The sequence below is a fragment of the Labrys monachus genome (genome assembly GCF_030814655.1).
In the GTDB taxonomy this organism is placed as follows: Bacteria; Pseudomonadota; Alphaproteobacteria; order Rhizobiales; family Labraceae; genus Labrys; species Labrys monacha.
Genome location: NZ_JAUSVK010000001.1, coordinates 2,430,597 through 2,449,177 on the forward strand (window position 1 = coordinate 2,430,597; position 18,581 = coordinate 2,449,177).

Annotated in this window: 17 protein-coding genes; 9 read left to right on the forward strand and 8 right to left on the reverse strand. The window is 66.7% G+C overall.

What is annotated here, in order from left to right; all coding sequences use genetic code 11:
- Window positions 1–35: 35 nt before the first annotated feature.
- The 3 genes from holA to leuS are packed head-to-tail and all read right to left on the reverse strand — an operon-like array spanning window position 36 to window position 4,235.
- Window positions 36–1,067, reverse strand: a complete 1,032-nt coding sequence (gene holA, locus J3R73_RS10965) for a DNA polymerase III subunit delta (protein ID WP_307426264.1) — start codon at window positions 1,065–1,067, stop codon at window positions 36–38.
- Window positions 1,064–1,621 (reverse strand): LPS assembly lipoprotein LptE, encoded by a 558-nt coding sequence (locus J3R73_RS10970; RefSeq protein ID WP_307426267.1) that lies wholly within the window; start codon window positions 1,619–1,621, stop codon window positions 1,064–1,066. The genes holA and J3R73_RS10970 overlap by 4 nt, the downstream gene beginning before the upstream one ends.
- Window positions 1,608–4,235: a leucine--tRNA ligase gene (gene leuS, locus J3R73_RS10975; RefSeq protein WP_307426269.1), complete on the reverse strand. Its 2,628-nt coding sequence runs from the start codon at window positions 4,233–4,235 to the stop codon at window positions 1,608–1,610. The genes J3R73_RS10970 and leuS overlap by 14 nt, the downstream gene beginning before the upstream one ends.
- A 384-nt stretch (window positions 4,236–4,619) precedes the next feature.
- Here leuS and J3R73_RS10980 point away from each other — a divergent pair, with 384 nt between their 5' ends.
- Window positions 4,620–5,666, forward strand: coding sequence for a ParA family protein (locus tag J3R73_RS10980; RefSeq protein ID WP_307426272.1), 1,047 nt, complete (start codon window positions 4,620–4,622; stop codon window positions 5,664–5,666).
- 285 nt (window positions 5,667–5,951) lie between these two features.
- On the opposite strand, the gene J3R73_RS10985 is transcribed toward J3R73_RS10980, so the two are convergent.
- From J3R73_RS10985 to J3R73_RS11000, 4 genes are all read right to left on the reverse strand, one after another.
- Window positions 5,952–6,443: an SRPBCC family protein gene (locus J3R73_RS10985; protein ID WP_307426275.1), complete on the reverse strand. Its 492-nt coding sequence runs from the start codon at window positions 6,441–6,443 to the stop codon at window positions 5,952–5,954.
- Window positions 6,424–6,786 (reverse strand): ArsR/SmtB family transcription factor, encoded by a 363-nt coding sequence (locus J3R73_RS10990; protein ID WP_307426278.1) that lies wholly within the window; start codon window positions 6,784–6,786, stop codon window positions 6,424–6,426. The genes J3R73_RS10985 and J3R73_RS10990 overlap by 20 nt, the downstream gene beginning before the upstream one ends.
- Window positions 6,787–7,151: 365 nt before the next feature.
- A complete protein-coding gene (locus J3R73_RS10995; RefSeq protein ID WP_307426280.1) occupies window positions 7,152–7,616 on the reverse strand; it encodes an SMI1/KNR4 family protein in 465 nt (154 codons plus the stop codon).
- A 389-nt stretch (window positions 7,617–8,005) separates the two neighbouring features.
- A complete protein-coding gene (locus J3R73_RS11000; RefSeq protein ID WP_307426283.1) occupies window positions 8,006–8,785 on the reverse strand; it encodes a hypothetical protein in 780 nt (259 codons plus the stop codon).
- 144 nt (window positions 8,786–8,929) lie between these two features.
- Here J3R73_RS11000 and J3R73_RS11005 point away from each other — a divergent pair, with 144 nt between their 5' ends.
- Entirely contained in the window at window positions 8,930–9,604 is a 675-nt protein-coding gene (locus tag J3R73_RS11005; RefSeq protein WP_307426285.1) for a YggS family pyridoxal phosphate-dependent enzyme, read from the forward strand.
- A gap of 338 nt (window positions 9,605–9,942) precedes the next feature.
- Here J3R73_RS11005 and J3R73_RS11010 read toward each other — a convergent pair whose 3' ends face one another.
- Window positions 9,943–10,410, reverse strand: a complete 468-nt coding sequence (locus J3R73_RS11010; protein WP_307426288.1) for a L,D-transpeptidase family protein — start codon at window positions 10,408–10,410, stop codon at window positions 9,943–9,945.
- A 205-nt stretch (window positions 10,411–10,615) separates the two neighbouring features.
- On the opposite strand from J3R73_RS11010, the gene J3R73_RS11015 reads away from it, so the two are divergent.
- The 7 genes from J3R73_RS11015 (at window position 10,616) to J3R73_RS11045 (ending at window position 18,517) form a co-directional block, all read left to right on the forward strand.
- Window positions 10,616–11,302 carry a response regulator transcription factor gene (locus J3R73_RS11015; RefSeq protein WP_307426290.1) on the forward strand — a complete coding sequence of 229 codons (687 nt, stop codon included), beginning with the start codon at window positions 10,616–10,618 and terminating at the stop codon, window positions 11,300–11,302.
- A 42-nt stretch (window positions 11,303–11,344) separates the two neighbouring features.
- A complete protein-coding gene (locus J3R73_RS11020; RefSeq protein WP_307426293.1) occupies window positions 11,345–11,803 on the forward strand; it encodes a cyclic nucleotide-binding domain-containing protein in 459 nt (152 codons plus the stop codon).
- A gap of 384 nt (window positions 11,804–12,187) precedes the next feature.
- Window positions 12,188–12,514 carry a GCG_CRPN prefix-to-repeats domain-containing protein gene (locus J3R73_RS11025; RefSeq protein WP_307426295.1) on the forward strand — a complete coding sequence of 109 codons (327 nt, stop codon included), beginning with the start codon at window positions 12,188–12,190 and terminating at the stop codon, window positions 12,512–12,514.
- Window positions 12,515–13,066: 552 nt separating this feature from the next.
- Window positions 13,067–16,642 (forward strand): DEAD/DEAH box helicase, encoded by a 3,576-nt coding sequence (locus J3R73_RS11030; protein WP_307437273.1) that lies wholly within the window; start codon window positions 13,067–13,069, stop codon window positions 16,640–16,642.
- 3 nt (window positions 16,643–16,645) lie between these two features.
- Window positions 16,646–16,936, forward strand: a complete 291-nt coding sequence (locus tag J3R73_RS11035) for an RNA-binding S4 domain-containing protein (protein ID WP_307426297.1) — start codon at window positions 16,646–16,648, stop codon at window positions 16,934–16,936.
- A 92-nt stretch (window positions 16,937–17,028) separates the two neighbouring features.
- Window positions 17,029–17,475 (forward strand): RrF2 family transcriptional regulator, encoded by a 447-nt coding sequence (locus tag J3R73_RS11040; protein ID WP_307426300.1) that lies wholly within the window; start codon window positions 17,029–17,031, stop codon window positions 17,473–17,475.
- An 88-nt stretch (window positions 17,476–17,563) separates the two neighbouring features.
- Window positions 17,564–18,517: an aldo/keto reductase gene (locus J3R73_RS11045; RefSeq protein WP_307426303.1), complete on the forward strand. Its 954-nt coding sequence runs from the start codon at window positions 17,564–17,566 to the stop codon at window positions 18,515–18,517.
- The last annotated feature ends 64 nt before the right edge of the window (window positions 18,518–18,581 follow it).

The following is an 18,581-nucleotide window of genomic DNA, read 5'->3' on the forward strand; positions in this document are numbered from 1 at the left end:
CGCCCCCCTCTCGAACGCGGGCGGATCGTCCCGGCCTATCGCCTGCGCGCCCGCGCCACCAGGGCGATGCGCATGAGGGCGCGCGAGACGAGGGCTTCGGCGAGCATGGCGTTGCGCCGCGCCTCCAGCACCGCATCCGACAATTCGGCGACGATGCGGTCGAGCCGCTCCATGCCGAGCGCCGTCAATTGTGCGGTGACGCCGGCCTTGCGGCGGAAATAGATCTGTCCGCCCGCGCTGTCGACCACGCCGGCGGCCGGGCGCCCCTTCTCGACCTCGCCGCGCAGGCGATGCAGCAGCAAGGCATGCCGCAGCGCCGTGCCGGCCAGCACCGAGGCGTTGACGCCCTCGCTCCAGGCCTTGGCCAGGATGGCGTCCAGGGCCTCCGTGCGCCCGGAGAAAGCGGCGTCGATGATCTCGTCCGTCACCAGCGCGCTGGCGTCGCCGACCACCGCTTCCACATCCTGCGGCTCGATGCGCCCGGCGCCATGGGCGTAGAGCGTCAGCTTGCGCAGCTCGCTGCGCGTCGCCAGCCGGTCGCCGCCGAGCAGGCCCGCCAGCATATCGCGGGCCTCCGGCGCGATGGTGAGCCCGGCGCTCGCCACTTCCTCGGCGATGATCTGGCCGATATTGCCGCTCTCGTCGCTGAAGCAGGCGATCGCCGCGCCGGCGCGGGATTTCTCCACCAGCGAGACGAGCGGGTTGGATTTCTTGAGGTCGCCGGCCTCGATCACCACCCGGCAGGCGGGCGGCGGATCGGCGAGGATGGGTTCGAGCGCCGGCACCAGGTTGCGCGAGCCCGCGCGTAGCCGCACGGCCCGCCGGCCGCCGAACAGCGGGATGGTGAAGGCTTCGTCGGCGAGGCGCGCGGGATCGCCGCTAACCTCGTCGCCGTCGAGGCGCACGAGCTGGAACGGATCCTCGGCATCGTCGACCGAGGCGGCGACCAGCGCGCGCACGCGCTCGCTGACCAGCCCGGTATCCGGGCCGTAGACGAGGATCACGACGAAATGCGCGTCGGGCTTGCGGACAAAGGCGTCGACGGAGCGCCGCTCGATCGTCGTCATTGCGCGGCGGTCGGCGCGCCCTGCGGATGGTCGGCGAGGAAGATCGCCAGGCGCGTGCGGATCTGGTCGGCCAGCACGTCGGCGGCGGCGGCCTCGGCATCCTTCTCGGCGCGCACCGCGGCGTAGCGCTGCAGGCCGCGGTCATAGGATTTGCGCGCGTTGCCCTTCGCCTTGAACAGCACCTTGCCCGTCGCCGCGTCGCGGAGCGTGAAGTCGCAGGTGACGGTCGCGGTGTCGACCTCCGGCGTGGAGGTGAAAGAATTGACGAGCGCGGTGTCGGCGAAGGCGGATGCGACGAGGGTGAGCTTGTAGCGCGGCGCCGGCACCTCGCCGCCGCCCGTCAGGTAGAAGGACAGCTTGTTGCGGATGATCTGCGTGGTGCGGTCATCCGTCTGGTCGATGGTGATCGAGGCGAGCTTGTTGCTCAGCCCCGGCGCGACGGCGCCCTCGGTGGTGGCGTACATCGGCCGGAAGCAGCCGCCCAGCATCAGCGCCGGCAGGAGGGCGAGGGCGAGCAGGGCCGTGCGGCGCGCGGTCTGGTCAGGCGACGACATTCACAATCCTTCCTGGCACGACGATGAGCTTCTTCGGCGCGCGGCCCTCGAGGGCGCGCTGCACCGCTTCGCTGGCGAGTGTGGCAGCTTCGACTTCCTTTGGCGATGCCGATTTCGGCACCGTCACCTCGGCGCGCTTCTTGCCGTTGATCTGCACCGGCAGGGTGACGCTGTCGTCCTCCAGCAGGGCGGGTTCGGCCTTCGGCCACGCCGCCTCGGCGACGAGGCCCTGCCCGCCCAGCGACGACCAGCATTCCTCGGCCAGATGCGGCATCATCGGCGCGATGAGCTGCACCAGGATGAGCCCGGCCTCCTGCAGGGCCGCCGCCACTGGCGCCGGCGCCGCCTTGCCGTCGCGATAGCCGTCGAGCACGCGGCCGAGAGCGTTGGCGAGCGTGTAGACATGGGCGACGCAGCGGTTGAAGGCGAGGCGCTCGATGTCGCCCTCCACCGCCGCCAGAGCGCGGTGGGCGGCCTTGCGCACGCCGAGGGCTTCGTCCTCCCCGGCGCCGTCGCCGTCGGCCGAGCGGCCATGCTCGGCGATGTCGTTGACGAGGCGCCAGATGCGCTGCACGAAGCGGCCGGCGCCCTGCACGCCGTCCTCGCTCCAGATCACGTCGCGCTCGGGCGGCGAATCGGAGAGCATGAACCAGCGCGCAGTGTCGGCGCCGTAATCGGCGATGATGTCGTCGGGGTCGACGACATTGCGCTTGGACTTCGACATCTTCTCGATCGAGCCGATCTCGACCGGCGCGCCCGTGAGGCTGTTGAAGGCGCGGCGCTGGTCGCCGTCGCCCTCGATGCGCACCTCGGCCGGCGCCACCCATTCGCCATCAGCGGCCTTGTAGGTCTCGTGCACCACCATGCCCTGGGTGAACAGGCCCTTGAAGGGCTCGTCCAGGCCGACATGGCCGGTCTTCTTCATCGCCCGCACGAAGAAGCGGCTGTAGAGCAGATGCAGGATCGCATGCTCGATGCCGCCGATATACTGGTCGACCGGCAGCCATTCGTCGACTTCCCGGCGGATGGTCGGCGCGTTCTCGGCCCAGGGGTCGGTGAAGCGGGCGAAATACCAGGACGAATCGACGAAGGTGTCCATGGTGTCGGTCTCGCGCCGCGCCTCGCCGCCGCATTGCGGGCAGGTGACGTTGCGCCAGGTCGGATGGCGGTCGAGCGGGTTGCCCGGCTTGTCGAAGGTGACGTCGTCCGGCAGCTTCACCGGCAGGTCTTCCTTGGGCACCGGCACCACGCCGCAATCGGCGCAATGGATCACCGGGATCGGGCAGCCCCAATAGCGCTGGCGCGAGATGCCCCAGTCGCGCAGGCGGAAATTCACCTTGCGCTCGGCGGCAGGCATGTTGCCGCGGATCTCGCCTTCCAGCCGGCGGGCGACCTCCTCCTTGGCGGCGGCGATGGTCATGCCGTCGAGGAAGCGGGAATTGATCATCAGCCCGTCGCCGTCATAGGCGGTCTCGGCGATCACGAAGGTCGCCGGGTCCTGCCCGGGCGGGCACACCACCGGCGTGTTGCCGAGGCCGTAGGCGTTGACGAAGTCGAGGTCGCGCTGGTCATGCGCCGGGCAGCCGAAGATGGCGCCGGTGCCATATTCCATCAGCACGAAATTGGCGACGTAGACCGGCAGCTTCCAGCTGGGATCGAAGGGATGCAGGGCGCGGATGCCGGTGTCGAAGCCCTTCTTCTCCGCCGTCTCGATCGCCGCCGCCGAGGTGCCGGTGCGCTGCACCTCCTCGATGAAGGCGGCGAGCGCCGGATTGTCGGCCGCCGCCGCCCGGGCGAGCGGGTGGTCGGGCGCGATCGCCATGAACTTGGCGCCGAACAGCGTGTCCGGCCGCGTCGTGTAGATCACGAGCTCGCTCGTCCCGGTCGGCGCGGTGGCTGCATCGAGCGCGAAGCGGATCTGCAGGCCCTCGGACCGGCCGATCCAGTTCTTCTGCATCAGCCGGACCTTCTCGGGCCAGCGGTCGAGCGTGTCGAGGGCGTCGAGCAGGTCCTGCGCATAGTCGGTGATCTTGAAGAACCACTGCACCAGCTCGCGTTGCTCGACCAGCGCGCCCGAGCGCCAGCCGCGCCCGTCGATCACCTGCTCATTGGCGAGCACGGTGTGGTCGACCGGGTCCCAATTGACCTTGGACACCTTGCGCTCGACGAGGCCGGCCTTCAGGAAGTCGAGGAACATCGCCTGCTGGTGCTTGTAATAGGAGGGATCGCAGGTGGCGATCTCGCGGCTCCAGTCCAGCGACAGGCCCATCGATTTCAGCTGGGCACGCATGCTGTCGATATTGGCATAGGTCCATTGGGCGGGATGCGACTTGTTCTGCATCGCCGCATTCTCGGCCGGCATGCCGAAGGCGTCCCAGCCCATCGGATGCAGCACGTTGTAGCCCCGCGCCCGGCGGTAGCGCGCCACCACGTCGCCCATGGTGTAGTTGCGCACATGGCCCATATGGATGCGGCCCGACGGGTAGGGGAACATCTCGAGCACGTAATAGCGCGGGCGCGGATCCTCGTTGCTGGTGGCGAAGATCGCTCCGTCGGCCCAGATCTTCTGCCATCGGGGCTCGGCATCGCGGGCGTTGTAGCGCTCGGTGGTCATGAAAACGACTCGGGTAAGGCTGGCTCCGGGCAGGCCCGGAACAGGAACAGGCTAGGGAAGGCCTGCTTTTAGCGGGGGAAGGGGTGGAACGCTAGGCGGAAATGGGGGATGCTAGTTCGACTGTTGTAAAGCGACAGTCGGCACTGTCGGAATGATGCGGAGAGTGGGCGGTAAGCTCACGTTTGAGCGCCGATCGCTGCCATTCGCATTGATCGAACCTCTTTTGCGGCAACATGGCGGCCTTGCTCCGCCCGTCCCGGCGATTCGACACCTTGCTCTCACGTCATCAGGTATGGTCTTTCTTCTCTCGCGGATTTACATAAGATGCGCTGCTCTGAATTTTCTAAGATTCGGCGAGATAAATAAATTCTGGGAGTTGGTGCGATGCAAGCATACGCAATTTGGAACAACAAAGGCGGAACGGGAAAAAGTACCATAACATTTCATATAGCGTCTCGTTTTGCGGAGCTACACCCGCGTCGTAACGTTCTAGTCGTGGACATGTGTCCCCAAGCAAATAGTTCTATGTTGTTGCTTGGTGGTGGTGTCGCGGGCGAAAGTGAGCTTTTGCAGCTTTGTTCGTTGGCGACGCCGAAGAGTGTAGTTGGATATCTAAGTGACGCGATACTTAATAGATCTACACCTGTACTCTCTAGATATTCTGTTCAAGTGTCTGCTATCAATGACAAAATATCGGCTAATTTATACCTTCTGAGTGGAGATGGTAATCTCGAATTGATGGCGCCAGCGATCAACGACGAAGCGAGCCGAACTCCGTTTCCTGGCCTTGCCGACCCCTGGGCATGGGTCCATCAGATTTTCAAGCGCATGGTTGATGGTCTTGATCAGCAGTGGACAGTTTTTTTTGACACTAATCCATCATTTGCAATCTATACGGAATTGGCAATCTGTGGGGCTAGCCGGATACTTGTTCCAGTAAATGCTGACGACTCATCACGGGTTGCAGTTAAAGCATTATTCGCGCTGCTGCACGGTACTAATCCACCGCACCCATTCTTCGGAAACTATACCTTTGCTGCAAAAGCCGCACAAAGAGGCATGCAGATTCCTCAAGTTCATATGGCAATTGGAAACAGGTTCACACAATTTAAGGGGGCTGCAGCCGCTTTCGCGGCATTCTCGGAAGCAACCGCAGATCAGCTATATTCGGAATATAAGCTTAATCCAAATAGATTCTCACCGCGAGCTCACCAAGCTTCAAACCGAGATGAGTTTCTCGCTATGTATGTAGGAGAGCTGCGTGACTTCAATACGGCTGGGGTTGTGGCAGCCCATCATGGGACGCCGCTCTCCAAAATGCGGCAGGACTACTATTCGGTCCACAATGACCCGGAAGTGAAGGTGAACAGAAGCCAGTTGAATGTTGGCCTTACGGCGGTCGATAGTGTCGTAACTCGTGTCGATCCATAATCAATCGCGGCGATTTCAGTTGCGGCGCTGCTGTCCACTTGACAGCTGAAAGGTTTAATTTAGTATCGATGGTCGTCGCATGATCGCTGCTACTCTCACAGACCATCGGCTCATACACGCTCTCTCCCGTAGCGAAAACAATGCCTGCCTCCTCCAGCCGGTCTGGGTGGAAAGCGAAAATCAAACCGGCCTCGAACAGCGGATTTCAGGAAGCGGTCACGCTGCGCCAATTCCCCTGGTTCGTCCCTGTTCGACTCAAGGCCGATTGCGTTCAAGGCGGGGCTGTCACACGCTCGCGCCCAGGGTGACGAGAAGTTCATCCAACTGCTCGAACTGCTCGGGCATCGCGTCTTCCATGCCGACGAAAGCCTGGTCGAGCGCTTCCTTCGAAGGATAGAGTTCTTGCAGGACCAGCCGCGTCCTGCCGTCCACGTCCTCGAAGGTCACCGTGGTGACGGCTCCGTCTTCGCCCTCGTCATTGGTCCAGACGAGGCGCGAGGGCGGCGACACTTCGAGATACTTGCCGAAGAAGGCCATGGACTTCGAGGCATCGTGTCCGAATGCGATGCGATAGCTCCCCCCGGTGCGGACGTCCATTTCGCAGGACAGCAGAGGCACGCCGCTCGACTTCGGCGCCCACCATAGCTTGAACAATTCGGGCTTGGTCCATGCGTCGAATACGAGGCGAACCGCGCCGTTGAAGGTTCGCGTCACGACGAGTTCGCGCTCGGACCTCCGTTCGACCGCCGTGCGGCCGTTACTCGCTCTGTCGCCCATCGGCTTTCTCCTTCCGTATCAAGGCCTCGACGACATCGTCCAGCGCGTCGAAGCGTGCGTTCCAGATCTGGCGGCGGCCTTCGATCCAGGCCGCCTCTTCACCGAGCCCGCGCAGGCCGAGCCTGCAGGTCCGCACGCGCCCGACCTTTTGCGTCGTAACCAGCCCCGCCTGCTCCAAGACGCCGACATGCTTCTTCATGCCGGTGAGGGTCATGTGGAACTTCTCGGCGAGCTCCGTGATCGAAGCATCTCCGCTCCCCAGTTGCTCCAGAACGCCGCGTCGAGTGGCGTCCGAGAGCGCTGCAAAGGAGGAATCAAGGCGATCTGTCGAAAACTGAACCATTTGGTTCAGTTTATAGCCCGCGGTTCGGCGTCACGCAAGGGGTGAAGATCGACCGCTGGGTGAACTGAAAGAGCCGGGTCCATCAAATGCCCGCTGCGGGGCGGGAGCGATAGCGGTGCGCCGTTTCAATAAGGTCCGCTGCTGAGCGCCAAGCCAATGTCTGCAACTGGCGCAACCGCCACCTTCAGCGTCGTGCTGGCGACGTCCGCATCAAGTAATTTGTCCAATGGCCGCGTATGGGTGGAGCGCCGGCATCTCTACGTTCCGCCCTCAAGAGGCCGTCATCCCCGGCTAGGGCGGCGCGGTCGATGCACATGTCGAGGCGGCGGGCTTGTGCCCTCGGCCTCCCCCCTCTCAAGCCCCCCTCACTCCTCCTCCTCTTCGTAATAAGAAGGATCCAGCCGAAACTCCAAATACTGCCTGAGGTCGCCGGCGAACCATTCGCGGCCGTCGGTTTCGTGGTCCCAGCGATAGATGTCGCTCTTGCCGATCTTGCCGTCCGCGGTGATGCCGAAGGCGAACTGGTCGCCGGTGCCGTCATCGGCGAAGAACAGCAGATTGTCGAAGGGCATGTAGAGTTCGCGGAACCCTTCCTCGCGGCGGAAGGACAGGTTCTGCTCGGCGATGTCCTCGGCGGACCAGATGGCGCCGGCGCCGTCCTCGTCCTGAAGGCCGTCGCCTTCGAGCAGCAGAGAACGCAGCTCGGCCGGAAAGCGCACGCCGAGCGCCTTCTCGGCGGCGGCGATCTCGGCTTCCGAGGCAGCCGGCGCGAATTCCGTGTCGCTTCCGAGGCCGTCGACAAACGATTCCCAGGGTCCCTGCTCGGCCATGTCCGCTCCTCCCGGTCGATGAGTTACCGGTGCGACTGTGGGGCAAGCCGTCGATCCTGTCGAGGCGTTCCGGCCCGGTGCCGCATCTCGCCGCAGCACAAGCGCCGGCGCCATAGGCGCTCACTTAACGGTGACGAATGCGACGCCAGGGTCTCCCTTCCGCCTTGCGGGCTCCGCATTTCCTGCGGAAATGTCGGGGGGTAGGGATGGGGGGCGAGACACAAGTCTCCACCGATGAGATCGTTGTCTCGACCCCCACCCTTCTATTCCCTCCCCGCAAGGGGGAGGGCGGCCCAAGCGTCGCGTTTGACGGCCTGACGTCGGCGCTTATGGGCGCTGCCGCCCGTCCCCGGCCGGGCCTTTTCGCCGCGCTTTCCGGCGAATAGGCCTCAGCCGCCCTTCTTGCTCATCATCTCCAGCAGCCCGTTCACCGCCTCGCTCGTCGCCTGGCCCTCGACATGGGCGTTCACATGCAGGTCGCCATGGTCCTCGGCGAAGACGGCCTTGTCGATGGTCACGTCGAGGCCGGGGATGTCGGGCACCGCGGCCTGCGCCTTCTCCGAATCGAGGGCCTTGGCGATGGCGGCCGTCAGGCGGGCGTTGAGGTCGCCGAGGATGGCGGCGGCGGCCTCCTGGGTGTCGGGATTGCCGGTGCGGATGGTCGCCTCGCCCTTGACGCGCAGGGCGACCTGGCGGGGCGTCGGCGTGTAGAGTTCCACCGGCAGGGTGATCGAGACGGTGTCGGCGACGAGCTTGGTCTTGACCTTGGCGCCCAGCACCTTGGCGCAGGCCCAGGCGGTGGCGTGGCCGGACATGTCGATCACCGCGGTGTCGCCGACGGCGCCGATATGGGCGTCGTCGATGGAGTTGATCACCAGATTGACGCCCTTGTGGCGGCAGGTGTCCTCGGGCAGGGGAAGGCGGCGGGCGATCTCCAGCGCATGCGCCTGCAGCGCGGCGAGGTTGCCGGTGGCCTTGAGGTCGACCGCCACGCGGTCGGCCTCGGTATGCATGTCGAGCGAGACGGTGAGCGGGATCGGCAGTTGGAGGCCGAGGATCTTCACCGGCACGATGCGGGGGCCGAGGTCGAGCGCGGCGGCGGGCGCGCCGGCGAGCCCGGTGAGCAGGAGGAGGGACGCGGCGCCCCGGGCAGCCATGGAATGGATCATCGTTGCGGTCTCCTGATGCCGAGCCGTTTTCCCGAAGCGGGCGTTCCGGCTTCTATCACGCCGGGGCGTGGTTCTGATAGACAACGCTGCCGGCCGGCCTTCGCAGGTGGGGCCGCGACCGTGATTTGTCCAGGAAGGCCCGCCATGTCCGCTGCCCCGTCCGATGCCCCCTCCCGCCTTGCCGATATCCGCCATGCCATCGCCCGCGCCGAGGCCGACGCGCTGCGCCCGCCCGGCTCGGTGACGCTGGTCGCCGTGTCCAAGACCTTCGGGCCGGAGGCGATCGAGCCGGTGCTGGCGGCCGGCCAGCGCGTGTTCGGCGAGAACCGGGTGCAGGAGGCGCAGGGCAAATGGCCGGGGCTGAGGGAGAGCCATCCGGATGTCGAGCTCCATCTGATCGGGCCGCTGCAGTCCAACAAGGCGAAGGAGGCGGTGGCCCTGTTCGATGCGATCCACACCGTCGACCGCCCCTCGATCGCCCAGGCGCTGGCCAAGGAGATCGCGCGGCAAAGGCGGGCGCCGCTGCTGTTCGTGCAGGTCAACACCGGCGAGGAGGCGCAGAAGGCCGGCGTCGCGCCGCAGGAGGCCGACGCCTTCATCGCCGCCTGCCGGGACGAGCACGGCCTCGACATAAGGGGCCTGATGTGCATCCCGCCGGCCGACCAGTCACCCGGGCCGCATTTCGCCCTGCTGGCCAAGATCGCCGCGCGCAACGGCCTGGCGCTGCTCTCGATGGGCATGTCCGGCGATTTCGAGACGGCCATCGAGCTTGGCGCCACCCATGTGCGGGTGGGCAGCGCCATCTTCGGCACGCGGTGAGGGGCCTTGCTGGGACCGCAGGCTTCCAGCCTGCTCTTGGAACCTCGACGCTTCGGAAGATGCAGGCTGGAAGCCCATAGGCGCTCACTTAACTTAGACGGGTGCAACGCTCGGGTCTCCCTTCCCCCTTGCGGACTCCGCATTTCCTGCGGAAATGTCGGGGGGTAAGGGATGGGGGGCGAGACATAGTCTCGACCGATGAGATTGTTGTCCTGATCCCCACCCTTCTATTCCCTCCCCGCAAGGGGGAGGGAAGGCCCAAACGTCACGTTTAACAATCTAAAGTTAGCGCTTATGGGCTGGAAGCCTGCGGTCCCGGGGGGCTTCACCTCATCCCGCTACCCGATCACCATCACCGCGTGCCGCGACAGCCGCGGCAGCACCTTGCGGAACACCTCGGGCGCCACGGCGACGCAGCCGGCGGTGGGCGCGCCGTTGCCGCGGGCGACGTGCCAGAAGATGGCGCTGCCGCGCCCCCTGACGATCGGGCCGTCATTCCAGCCGAGCGGCACCACGATGTCGTAGAGCCGGTCCGCCCGCATCAGGCGCTCCTCGGCGGGCTCGCCGGGCGCGCGCCGGATCAGCCGGTTGTAGCGCCGGTCGGCGACGTCGTCGCACCAGGCGTCCTCGGGGCGGATGGCGCGGAAGGGCAGCAGGCTCGGGATGCGCCGCCCCCGGTCGGTCCGCTGCAGCAGGCATCGCAGCGGCAGGCGGCCGCGGGGGGTGCCGCCGTCGCCCTCCCGCTTGGCGGCGAGGATGCCGCCGCGCCCGAGCACGCAGGCGAAGGAGACGCTTCCGGCGCTCAACCGCCCCTTCGTTCTGTCGCCGGGGCCGGCGTGAACGCGAATTAGACTGATATTCCGCTTCAAAATCGGCAATTTCCCTGTCGAAAGCGCCGGCGCGCATCTCACAAATCATGGCGCATGCTTCCATAATGGTCTACGTGCTGCTGCTCGCAAAGCGTCCCGTCTCGTATATTCCTTTCGTTTTTCCTTGCCTTTGGGGATTGTCATGTCCGGCAGTCGCAAAATTCTGATCGTCGACGACGAAAACGAGCTTCGCCAGGCTCTCGCGGAGCAGTTGGCGCTCTATGACGAATTCGAGATCGTGCAGGCTGAATCGGCCAGCCGAGCCGTCCAGGCGGCGAAGGGCGACCATCTCGACCTCATCATCATGGATGTCGGCCTGCCCGACATGGACGGCCGCGAGGCTGTCAAGCTCCTGCGCAAGAACGGCTTCAAATCGCCGATCATCATGCTGACCGGCCACGATTCGGATGCCGACACCATCCTGGGCCTGGAGGCGGGCGCCAACGACTATATCGTCAAGCCCTTCCGCTTCGCGGTGCTGCTCGCCCGGGTGCGCGCCCATCTGCGCCAGCACGAGACCAGCGAGGACGCCGTCTTCAACATCGGCCCCTTCGTGTTCAAGCCGGCCTCCAAGCTGCTGCTGACGGAGAAGGGCTCGAAGGTGCGCCTGACGGAGAAGGAAACCTCGATCCTGCGCTATCTCTACCGCTCCGGCCAGAAGGCGGTGCAGCGCGATGTGCTGCTCCAGGAGGTCTGGGGCTATAATTCAGGTGTCACCACCCACACGTTGGAAACGCATATTTATCGTTTACGCCAGAAGATCGAGCGGGATCCTTCCAACGCCACGCTTCTCGTCACGGAGGGCGGCGGTTACAAGCTCGTACCCTGATCGTCGTTCGATGCGGGCCGGGCCAATCCATAAGGGCCTTGAATGGCGCTCGAAGACGATATGGCTCTGCTGTCGCGTGTCGCCCTGTTCCGCGACATGGACCGCGATGCCCTTCGCCTGCTCGCCTTCTCGTCCGAGATGCGGAACCTGCGCACCGGCGATACGCTGTTCCGCAAGGATGACCTGTCCGAATACAGCTTCGTGGTGGCGACCGGCTCCGTCGCGCTGATCGACAACGATTTCGTCCTCGCCGTCATCGGGCCCGGTGGCCTGATCGGCGAAATGGCGCTGTTCACCGAGACGAGGCGTCCGGCGACGGCGGTCGCCCGCGAGGCGACGACGCTGCTGCGCCTGTCGCGCCAGATCTTCCGCCGGACCCTCGAGGAATATCCCGACAACGCCCTGCGCGTCGCCGCCGTCCTGCGGGCGCGGGTGAAGCGCATCTCGGTCGAACTGGCCGAGGTCAGGGGCCGGCTGCTCAGGATCGACAAGAAGCCCTGAGCCCCGTCGCGCGCGCTCGTCGCTGTTCCGGAACAAAGCAGGATCGCAACGCGAAAGCCGATTCGGGCGCCCTTCGTTCCGGCCGCGTTCGAGGTCTTTGCCGACGGTATCCCGGTGCGTGTCATTTCGGGACGGCGCCGCCGCCGGCCGCGTCCGGACGGATCGAGGAGGCCGGCTTCCGATTCGGGCGCGTTTCGTTCCCTCCACGTTCGCGGTATTAAGATAGGGGAGCGCGCTGCGCCGCCTGCCGCCCCATAACGGGACCGCGGGGTGGGAGGGAACAAACCTCCGCGCCGCGGCTTGAGGGAAGCACGATTGGCCGGCAGGTCTGCAAGGGCGCCGGTCCGGGCGGTCTCCGGCATCGGCGTTCGAGAAGGATATGACATGAACTCCCCATTCCGACTGGCCTGCGCCGTGCTCTTCGCTGCGACAGGCTTGCTTGTGACGGCCGAAGCGTCCTCCGCCATGCCTGCCGCCGCGCCGCAGCAGGGCGGCCACGCCCTCGTTCAGGATGTCCGCTGGGGCTGCGGCCCGGGCCGTCATCCCAATCCGTGGGGGCGCTGCGTGCCTGACCGCCGCCCGCGGGCCTATTATGGCGGCGGCTGGCGTGGTGACGGCTATCGTCACGACCGGGGCTGGCATGGCGGCTGGCACCGCGACGACCGTCGCGGCGGCCCGATGCATGGCGACCGGCGCATCATCCGCCAATAACCAGCCGGTCTCCTATGCGTTGAGCTTACGATACGAACGCGACGCGTGCCGCCTTCCCTCTCCCTTGCGGGGAGGGAATGGCAGGGCGGCAAGCGAGACGACAGGCCCTGGTCGAGCAGGGCAGTCCTGACCCTGCCCCTCGCGGCCTTTCCGCAGGAAGTCCCGAGCCTGCAAGGGGGCCATGCGCCGAGCCTCCGCCGCCAAGGCCCTGCGCAGCAGCCGGGAGAACGGAGCGCGAAGATGGGGCGAGCGCCGATTCGGCCACGCTCCGTTCAATTCTCGTTCGAGGGGTTAATTTCTGCGCCCCCAGGCGCCATATCATGCTTCATTGCGAGACAGGCGCCCCGGCGTCTGGTACCAGCGAGAAGGCGAGGCCGTGCCGGCGGGCCTTTCCTTGAGGTCGCGGGGCGGGGTGTCCGGCGAAGATCCGCATGATGTTCCCCGGCCGGGCGGCCCGGCCTGTTCGGGAACGCAGACACGAAGCCCGCGACGATCGCCGAGAAAGCGCCCGAGAAAACGCCATTGACGCTGCCTTCCATACTGCCCCCTCCGATGCGCGCTCGCGGCGTGACGGCGGTGCTGGGACCGACCAATACCGGAAAGACCCATCTGGCGATCGAGAGATTGCTCGGCCACGGCGCCGGCATCATCGGCTTGCCGCTGCGCCTGCTGGCGCGCGAGGTCTACGGCAAGCTGGTGGCGCGGGTCGGCGCCGAATTCGTGGCGCTGGTCACCGGCGAGGAAAAGATCAAGCCCGACCGGGCGCGCTACTGGGTGGCGACGGCCGAGGCCATGCCGCGCGATCTCGACGTGCCCTTCGTGGCGCTCGACGAGATCCAGATCGCGGCCGACCTCGAGCGCGGCCATGTCTTCACCGACCGCATCCTCAACCGGCGCGGCTCGGCCGAGACGCTGCTGCTCGGCTCGGCCACCATGAAGCCGATCGTCGAGAGGCTCATTCCCGGCGTCAACGTCGTCTCCCGCCCACGCCTGTCGCAGCTCTTCTTCGCCGGCGAGAAGAAGCTCACGCGCCTGCCGCGGCGCACGGCGATCGTCGCCTTCTCGTCCGAGGAGGTCTATGCCATCGCCGAGCTGATCCGGCGCCAGCGCGGCGGCGCCGCCGTGGTGCTGGGGGCGCTGTCGCCGCGCACGCGCAACGCCCAGGTCGCCATGTACCAGAACGGCGACGTCGACTTCATGGTCGCCACCGACGCCATCGGCATGGGGCTCAACCTCGACGTCGACCACATCGCCTTCGCCGGCGACCGCAAATTCGACGGCTACCAGTTCCGCCGCCTGACGCCGTCCGAGTTCGGCCAGATCGCCGGCCGGGCCGGCCGCCACGTGCGGGACGGCACCTTCGGCACCACCGGGCGCTGCGACGGCTTCGAGCCGGACCTCGTCGAGGCGATCGAGAGCCACAGCTTCGACAGCGTCAAGGTTCTGCAATGGCGCAATCCGGCGCTCGACTTCTCCTCGATGGAAACCCTGCAGCGCAGCCTGGCGGCGACGCCGGAGGAGCCCGGCCTGACCCGCGCGCCGGACGCCGACGACATCCGCGTCCTCTCGATCCTCACGCGCGACGAGGAGACGAGGCGGCTCGCACGGGGCATCGCCGCCGTCACCCGGCTGTGGGAAGTCGCCCAGCTGCCGGATTACCGCAAAATTTCGCCCCATGCGCATGCCGATATCGTCACGAACCTCTATGGATTTTTGATGCGGGATAGTAAGGTCCCGGATGACTGGTTCGCCCGTCAGGTCGCCATGTCGGATCGGACGGATGGCGACATCGATACGCTCTCGACCCGTATCGCCCACATCCGAACCTGGACTTTCGCGGCAAATCGGCTTGACTGGCTGAAAGACCCCGCTCATTGGCAAGGCGTGACACGCAGTGTCGAAGACAAGCTCTCCGACGCCCTGCACGAACGGCTCGCCCAACGCTTCGTTGACCGTCGCACCAGCGTGCTGATGCGGCGCCTTAGAGAAAACGCTATGCTTGAGACTGAAATTACCAAAACCGGTGACGTGATCGTCGAAGGTCAGCACGTCGGAACGCTGCAGGGCTTCCAGTTCGCTCCCGATCCGACCGCCGGTGATGGGGAAAGCGGCAGGGCCCTGCGGGCAGCGGCGTCGAAGGCCTTGGCCGGCGAGATCGAGTCGCGCTCGCAGAAGTTCTCCCAGGCGCCGGACACGGAATTCGCCCTGGCCAGCGACGGCACCGTCCGCTGGATCGGGGAACCCGTCGCCAAGCTGGTCGGCGGCGACAAGCCGCTGGCGCCGCGGATCCGCCTGCTCGCCGACGAGCAGCTGACGGGCGCCGCCCGCGACGCGGTGCAGACCCGCCTCGACATCTGGATCGGCAACCACATAACCCGGCTCCTCGGGCCGCTGATGGCGCTGGACAAGGCCGAAGACCTGCAGGGGCTGGCGAAGGGCATCGCCTTCCAGCTCGTGGAGGCGCTCGGCGTGCTGGACCGCGCCAGGGTTGCCGAGGACCTCAAGCAGCTCGACCAGAACCAGCGCGCCTCGCTGCGCAAGCACGGCGTGCGCTTCGGCGCCTATCATATCTATCTGCCGGCGCTGATGAAGCCGGCGCCGCGCACCCTGGCGGCCCAGCTCTGGGCGCTGACCCATGGCGGGCTCGACCTCAAGGGCCTCGACGAGATCCCCCATCTCGCCGCCTCGGGCCGCACCTCGATGCCGGCCGACAAGTCGATCGACAAGACCCTCTATCGCCTCGTCGGCTACCGCGTCTGCGGCGAGAGGGCGGTGCGCGTCGACATCCTGGAACGCCTCGCCGACCTGATCCGGCCGGCGATCGCCTATCGCCCGGGCGTGACGGTCGGCCAGCCGCCGGTCGGCACCGCCGATGGCGACGGCTTCCTCGCCACCGTGCAGATGACGTCGCTGGTCGGCTGTTCCGGCGAGGACTTCGCTTCCATCCTGCGCGGGCTCGGCTATCGCTCGGAAAAGCGCAAGGGGCCGGCGATCACCCAGCCCATTCGCCTTCCCGCGCCGATGGAGCCCATCGTCGCCGCCAGCGAGGCGCCGTCCTCCGCGACGGACGAACAGGATGCCGGCGAGCCGCCGGCGGAGGCCGCTTCCGCCGAGGAGACGGTCGCGCCGACCGCAGCCGAGATCGATGCGATGGAAGTAGTGGCTTCGCCGCCGCATGTGATGTCCTGGGAGGAGGCGACCGAAGCCGTCGGGGATACGCCCGCCGTCGAGGCTGAACCGGCCGCAGACGCGGCGCCGGATGCCGGCGAGGGAGAGGTTCCCGCCGAGGCACCCGCGGAAGAGACCGTCCGGGAGGACGCCGGCCAAACGCCCGGCGAGCCGGCGGCGGAAGCCGCCGCGGGGCAGGAGGCCGCCGCCGATGGCGAGGCCGTTGCCGCCGATGGTGAGGCCGTCGCCGCCGATGGCGAGGCTGTCGCTGCCGATGGTGAGGCTGCCGCCGCCGATGGCGAGGCCGTCGCCGCCGATGGCGAGGCCGTCGCTGCCGAGCCGGTGGCCGAGGAAATACCGGAGATCGACGTCTGGCGTCCGGCGCGCTTCGAGCGCGGCCCGCGACCGCAGCACGGGCGCCAGCATCATGGCGGCCGCGGCGCCAATGCCGGCGCGCAGGGCGGTGCCGAGCGTGAGCCGGAGAGAAGGCCGGGTGGCGGGTTCCGCCGCGGCCAGCCGCCTGCCGGTGCGCCGTCCGGCCCGGCCGCCGCCCCGGCGGCGGAAGGCGGCGAGGCACGGCGGGACGATCGGCCGCGCCGCTTCGACCGGCCGCGCCGCGACGAACGCGTCAGCGCCGAGGCCGGTGCGCGCCCGCCCGCCGGCGAGGCGCCGCGGGAAGAGCGCCGGGGGATCGAAGCTCGCGGGCCCCGTCCCGAAGGCGGCGGCGGCCGGCGCAACGGCCAGGACCGGCCGGGGAGCGACGCCCGGCCCGATCGGGGGCAGCGTCACGATCGCCCGGACCGCGACCGCGGCGATCGGGGCGGCGACCGCCCGCGCAACTGGTCGAGCGACGCCAAGCCGCAGGGGCGCGACAATCGTGCGCCGGACCCCAATTCGCCCTTCGCCAAGCTGCTGGCTCTCAAGGAGCAGATGCAGAATGGCAGGCCGGACAAGAAGTAGCGCATGACGTCCACGAGCCAGGATCGTCTTCGGATCGACAAATGGCTCTGGCGTGTGCGCGTCGCCAAGACGCGCACATCGGCCGCGAAACTGGTGGCGGACGGCTATGTCCGCATCAACGGGACCAAGACCGATTCGCCCGCCAAGACGGTGAAGGCGGGCGACGTGCTGACGATCGCCCTCGAACGCACCGTGCGCGTCTATCGCGTGCTCGAACTGGGCGGGCGGCGCGGCCCGGCGGCGGAGGCGCAGGCTTTATACGAGGACCTTTCGCCCGAGCCGCCGCAGGGGTGAGGCAGGCATGGGTGCTCGACAATCCGTATATTCATACCATATTGAACCGATGATCCGCGACGCCTTCAGCGGCGGAGAATATCAGGGCGGCCATGCTGACCAACAAGGGTAAATACGGACTCAAGGCTCTGGCGCATCTGGCCGGCCTGCCGACCGGCGAGACGGCGCAGAGCCAGGAGATCGCGGAAGCCAACCAGATCCCCAAGAAATTCCTCGACGCGATCCTCGGCGAGCTGCGGGTCGCCGGGATCGTCCGCAGCAAGAAGGGCAAGGGCGGCGGCTATATGCTGGCGCGCGACGCCAGCCAGATCAGCGTCGGCAACGCCATCCGCGTGCTGGACGGGCCGCTCGCCCCGATCGCCTGCGCCAGCCGCACCGCCTATCAGCCTTGCACCGACTGCCCGGATGTTCCAAGCTGCACGGTGCGCCTGCTGATGCAGAAGGTGCGCGACATATCCTCCAATCTCCTCGACAACACCTCCGTCGAGGAAATGCGCCAGGCCGCTCTCGGCGAACAGGCGCTGAGCTACTCGATCTGACGGTCAATCCGGTCATTTACGCGGCGATCTGAGGCAGGGGCGGCACTGCGCGTCCCGACCTGTTTGCCTGGAACTACGGAGAGCATTGATGGAAAAGCGTGCAATTGGACGATCCGATCTGATGGTGGCCCCGCTCGGGCTGGGCGGCAACGTCTTCGGCTGGAGCGCGGACGAGAAGGCCTCGTTCGCGGTTCTCGATGCCTTCGTCGATGCGGGCTTCAATCTCGTCGACACCGCCGACGTCTATTCGGCCTGGGCCCCCGGCAACCAGGGCGGCGAGTCGGAGACGGTGATCGGCAAATGGATGAAGGAGCGCGGCAACCGCGATGCGATCGTGCTGACCACCAAGGTCGGCTCGGAAATGGGCCCGGGCAAGAAGGGCCTGTCCCGCAGCTATATCACCAGCGCCGTCGAGGCATCGCTGCGCCGCCTGCAGACCGACTATATCGACCTCTATCTCTCCCATTGGGAGGATCCCGAGACGCCGCTGGAAGAGACGCTCGGCATCTACGCCGATCTGGTCAAGGCCGGCAAGGTCAGGGTGATCGGCAATTCCAACCACAGCGCCAACACGATGTTCAAGGCGCTGGCGATCAGCGCCAAGGAAGGCTGGCCGCGGTTCGAGAACCTGCAGACGCATTACAATCTCTATGACCGCGCCGGCTACGAGGCCGAGCTGGAGCCGTTCTGCCTCAAGAACGAGATCGGCGTGACCAGCTATTTCTCGCTCGCCAAGGGCTTCCTGTCGGGCAAATATCGCTCGGAAGCCGATTTCTCCAAGAGCGCGGCCCGTGGCGGCGGCATGGCCGACTACCTCAACGAGCGCGGCCTGCGCATCCTCGACGCGCTCGACGCCGTGGCGAAGGCCAAGGGGGCGACGCCCGCGCAGATCGCCATCGCCTGGCTGATCGCCCGGCCCGGCCTCGTCGCGCCGATCGCCAGCGCCACCAGCGTCGCCCAGCTCGGCGATCTCATCGCCGCGACCGCCCTGTCCCTCAACGGCGCGGAAATCGAGCAGCTCAACAAGGCGAGCGCCTATTGAAGGCGCCGGGGGATCACCGCGCGTGCGACGGAGGGCCGGTCTCCGGCCTTCCAGTCGACCGGTG